Annotated in this window: 3 protein-coding genes; all 3 read left to right on the top strand. The window is 56.9% G+C overall.

The window, feature by feature from the left end; all coding sequences use genetic code 11:
- Positions 1-206: 206 nt before the first annotated feature.
- Entirely contained in the window at positions 207-965 is a 759-nt protein-coding gene (locus SPHS8_RS20225) for a TetR/AcrR family transcriptional regulator (RefSeq protein ID WP_007686274.1), read from the top strand.
- 221 nt (positions 966-1,186) lie between these two features.
- Positions 1,187-2,101, top strand: coding sequence for an alpha/beta hydrolase (locus SPHS8_RS20220; RefSeq protein WP_013040178.1), 915 nt, complete (start codon positions 1,187-1,189; stop codon positions 2,099-2,101).
- A 72-nt stretch (positions 2,102-2,173) separates the two neighbouring features.
- On the top strand, positions 2,174-2,664 hold a 491-nt coding region (locus SPHS8_RS20215; RefSeq protein ID WP_236575283.1), incomplete at its 3' end, for an SDR family NAD(P)-dependent oxidoreductase.

Here is a 2,664-nt window from a genome sequence, read left to right as displayed (position 1 = left end):
TACCGGATTTGTTCGCTCTTAGCGTGCAGATACGTCACTTTCGTGTAGTCACCCCAACAACTCACAGAGTAAGGACCTCTTCCAGCGGCGGCGCGTATTCAGCGCGCACCGCCGTCAGCTGGAGCGAAGCATCCGCCTATGCACTTGACCAGCCGGTCATTTTTTAGCATTCACGACCATTGGCATCGGCGCCAAGGCGCTTGGTTATGAAAGAAGGGAATGAGGTGACGACCCCGCGTAAGAAAACGCAGACCGACACTCCGCGGTTGCCGCGCGCCGAACGCGAGCGGCTTATCGTGGAAGGCGCCGTGCAATTCTTCGCGGAAGTAGGGTTTGGTGGTGACACACGCGAGCTAGCGAAGCGGCTGAACATCACGCACCCTTTGTTATTTCGCTATTTTGCCAGCAAGAACGCACTGATTGAACGCGTGTATCAGGAAGTATTCATCGGCCGGTGGAATCCATACTGGGAAATTGTAATCAGCAACCGCAATGTTCCGTTGCGAGAGCGGCTGGTAAATGTATACCAGGCGCTCGCCCAGACAGTGCTTAATTATGACTGGGTCCGCCTATTCATGTTCGCAGGTCTTAAGGGATCCGACATAAACGGTCGCTGGTATTCTTTCATGCAAGAACATCTCGTCAGGCCGGTTTGCGCCGAATTTCGTCACGATCTTGGCCTGCCTACGATTGAAGAGATGCCTCTCACACAGAACGAATCCGAACTCGTGCTTGGCGTCAATTCGCGCATCTTTTATCTCGGCGTCCGGAAATTCATATATGGGGTCGACACGCCTGAAAACGTCGATGCCTGGGTAGAGATGGAAATTATTCTGTTTCTGGATGGGGTCGTCAACATTTATCCCGGGCTGGTGGCTCCTCCCCAGCGCCGCGTCCGCAAGCCACGACTGGCCAGGGCCACCAAAAAAAGGCCTTCTCCCCTTGATGTAGCGTCGATAGGCTGAACCCGGCAAAACTTCCTGCTTTCAAATAAGTTAACGGCACGGCCTCGGCCCCATTGGGCCGAGGCCCATGCATATCGGGTGCCAAGCTCTGGAGGCGCAGAGAAGCTATCTTGACACGTTACCAGTTGGTCACTTAGTTAGGGCAATGATAGCGATGAGGATGGGCGCCACGGCGCGACCGTCCGGCCGCGGCTCTAATTAAGCGAGGGAGGGCAAGGGTAATGGTGCAGAGGCTCGACGTAGAGTTCCAGTCCGAAGGTGATACTGTTCGGGGTTGGCTCTACACACCCGACGAAGGCGGGCGTCGGCCCACTGTCGTGCTCGCTGGCGGCTGGTGCTATGTGCGTGAGGTCACGATGCCGACCTATGCGCAGAAGTTCGCTGAAAATGGCTTTAACGCGCTCATCATCGACTATCGCAACCTCGGGGTCAGTGGCGGCGACAATCGCCAGCATCTGGATCCCTGGGCGCAGATCCGGGATTATCAGAACGCCATCAGCTTCCTCGAGCGCCACCCTGCGGTCGACCCCGACAAGATCGGGGCCTGGGGCATTTCCTATTCCGGCGGCCATGTCATCATCCTTGCAGCGATCGACGAGCGGGTGAAAACGGTCATCAGCCATGTTCCCGTTATCGACGGATATGAGAATATGCGTCGTATCCATGGCGTAAACGGCTGGCGCCAACTTCTGAAGCTGATCGCCGATGATCGCGCGCTACGTTATGAAAAGCCCGGTGAGCAACTCTATTTGCCGCACGCCACCATTGATTACGTCAATGACATTCCTTGCTGGCCGGTGCCGGAAGCGGAAATTGTCTTTAACGAGATCAAGAAAAATGACGCGCCGCTCTATCAGAACAAGAGCACTGTCGAATCGGTCGAATTGCTCCTAAATTACAATGTGAACAGCTTTGTTGGTCGCGTCATCAACACACCTGTCATGATGGTGGTTGCCGAAGGGGACGATATTACCCTATGGGATCTTGAAATCGATACGTTCAATGCCATTCCTTGCCCCCGCAAGGAACTTGTGGTGTTGCCGCACACGACCCACATAACGCTCTATTCCGACAAGGCGAGAGGCATGATGGCCGCCGAGGCGGGACTGAGGTGGCTCAACGAGACGCTCCGCTAAGGCGAACGCTTTTCACGGCCGCCTGCGGGGTAGCCAAAGAGATATCCTCTGCGGAAAACAGGACCGGTGATCATGTCCGAAGTATATCCTCTCCAGGACCGTATCGCATTGGTGACCGGCGCATCGAGCGGTCTTGGGCGCCATTTCGGACTGCTGCTCGCGGCGAACGGCGCACATGTCGCCCTCGCGGCGCGCAGCATCGACCGGGTCGCGGACACGGCAAAGGCGATTACCGACCAAGGCGGCAAAGCACTTGCCGTAGCGCTCGATGTTACCGATCGGGCCAGCGTTGATGCGGCCGTCGCACGGATCGAGGACGAGCTCGGCCCGATCCAGATCCTTGTCAACAATGCCGGCGTCGCGGCGACCGCGCCTTTTCTCGATATGACGGAACAAGATTGGGCACAGGTTCTCGATACCAACCTGACCGGCGTCTGGCGCGTCGGCCAGGCCGTTGCCCGCCGCATGGCCCCTCTTGGGCGAGGCAGCATTATCAACATAAGCTCAATGGCTCTGTTGCAAAGATTGGCGGCAGTCAGAGGTAGGCTGTCGCTCTGCGCCGA

Source organism: Sphingobium sp. S6 (assembly GCF_905120495.1).
GTDB lineage: Bacteria > Pseudomonadota > Alphaproteobacteria > Sphingomonadales > Sphingomonadaceae > Sphingobium > Sphingobium agri.
This window is presented reverse-complemented; position numbering and strand designations above follow the sequence as displayed.